This window comes from Vibrio sp. SG41-7, assembly GCF_014164465.1.
GTDB classification, from domain to species: Bacteria; Pseudomonadota; Gammaproteobacteria; order Enterobacterales; family Vibrionaceae; genus Vibrio; species Vibrio splendidus.
This window is the reverse complement of the sequence record NZ_JACJFF010000263.1, coordinates 1-1,895: the sequence shown is the minus strand read 5'-3', so window position 1 is coordinate 1,895 and position 1,895 is coordinate 1. Positions and strand designations below refer to the sequence as shown.

Annotated in this window: 1 protein-coding gene; it reads left to right on the top strand. The window is 46.4% G+C overall.

Translation table 11 applies throughout. The features are described 5' to 3' along the window. The first annotated feature begins 353 nt into the window (after window positions 1–353). Complete coding sequence (locus H5300_RS26455; protein ID WP_182797335.1) at window positions 354–1,730, top strand: IS4 family transposase; 1,377 nt, start codon at window positions 354–356, stop codon at window positions 1,728–1,730. The last annotated feature ends 165 nt before the right edge of the window (window positions 1,731–1,895 follow it).

Genomic DNA, 1,895 nt, shown 5'->3' with positions numbered 1-1,895 from the left:
CAACGTGACCCGGAGCAGAAACGGCAATGGGTTGTAGTGATTGATGGCCAACCGGCGCAACGTAAAATGATCGAGAAAGTAGCCAAGGAGCTTGAGGTAACGGTTACCATCGTCATGGACTTTATTCTGTGCATACAGAAAACCACGGGTTTACCCGTGGATGAATGCTAATTCCAAAATTACAGCGTAAGCTGTTTGTAATTTTGGTCAACGCTTTAGCGTTGTCACGGTAAGTACCCCGGGCATGCCCCTGTCTTTCATACACAAATCCTGCGATTTTCATCTCAGGATTTTTTGAACCTTTTTGCATACTTCCGATCTCAACTATAAATAAACAGTTGAAGGTAGGTATGATGTTTTCAGTCAATGCAGAACAATGGGCAACAGATACATTTTCGGACGCTGAGTTGGGAGACCTAAGGCGAACCAAGCGACTCGTTAAACTGACTGCATCCCTTGCTAACCATATCGGTCAGTCTATTGTGCAGTCTCTTGAATCAGCTGCAGATATTGAAGCAGCTTACCGCTTTAGTCGGAACGACGCCATTGACGCACAAGCTATTGCTGAGGCTGGATTTAATGCAACAGTTAAAGCTGCCCGCACCTATTCTTGTCTGCTCGCCTTAGAGGATACGACTTCTCTGGAGTTTACTCATCAGACCGTTAGAGATGAGATGGGACATACGAGCTCTACAAAGTCCTCTAGAGGGATGCAAGTCCACTCGGTCTTGCTGTTCGCTCCTCAAGAGAAACACGTGGTTGGTCTCATAGAACAAGAGCGCTGGGTAAGAGATATTAACCAGTATGGACAAAAATCCAAGCGGAAGACGCGCGCTTATGAGACGAAAGAAAGCTTCAAATGGGAGCGGGCATCAAGGCATATGGCACAGCGCCTTGGTGGTGTACTCGACAATGTGATTTCCGTTTGTGACCGAGAAGCAGATATCATCGAGTACCTTACATATAAGACTACTCATCAACAGCGCTTTGTTGTTCGTTCCACGCATAACCGAGGTATAGAGCAAAGTACAGACTCTCTTTATACGTTCAGCAGTGCTCTAAAGTCAGCGGGAAATAGAGTCGTCGAGGTGAAGCAGCGTGGTGGACGAAAGGCGCGTGAAGCTACCTGTGAAGTGAAGTATGCTCCGGTCACTCTCAAGGTACCTTCTAATAAAGAAGGGGAGCCTATTTCCTTATATTACGTTGGTTGCAAAGAGCTAAACCACGACAAGCCACTATGTTGGCACATACTGACATCTGAACCTATTCTCAATGCGAAAGATGCAGAACAAATCTTGGATTATTATGAAAAACGTTGGCTGATAGAAGAGTTCCACAAAGCATGGAAGACGGGAGGAACTCATGTGGAAGACCTTCGTATGCAAAGTAAAGACAACCTCGAAAAGATGGTCGTAATACTGGCTTTCATAGCGGTAAGAGTGCACCAACTACGATACGTTGGCTTAAATCGACCAGAAGCTGAGAAGCAAAGCTGTGAGAAGTTGTTAAGTCCTCTTGCGTGGAAATTACTATGGTCAAAGCAAGAAAAGACAAAGCCGCCTCGCCAAGCACCAAGTATCTACTGGGCGTATATTAATCTTGGAAAGCTTGCTGGTTGGCACGACTCTAAGCGAAATGGGCGAGTTGGCTGGGAAAGGCTCTGGGAAGGATGGTTCAAGTTGCAAATTATCCTTGAAGGCTACCTACTCGCCAAATCTCTTGAGATGTAACTTGTGATCAAGAGACAGGGGCATGCCCGGGGGAATCTTCCCATGTACTGGAATACCTCTGGAAAGCGGCCTGGTGCTTCTTCGATAAAGGCGATAATGCGGTTGAAGCCTGGGTCGCCAAATATGCAGTTAAGATACTCAAAGGCGGTTGCAGCCAGGTGGCAA

Excerpts from the sequence above, each read along its gene's own strand:
- H5300_RS26455 (WP_182797335.1), top strand. The coding sequence starts at position 354 with ATGTTTTCAGTCAATGCAGAACAATGGGCAACAGATACATTTTCGGAC.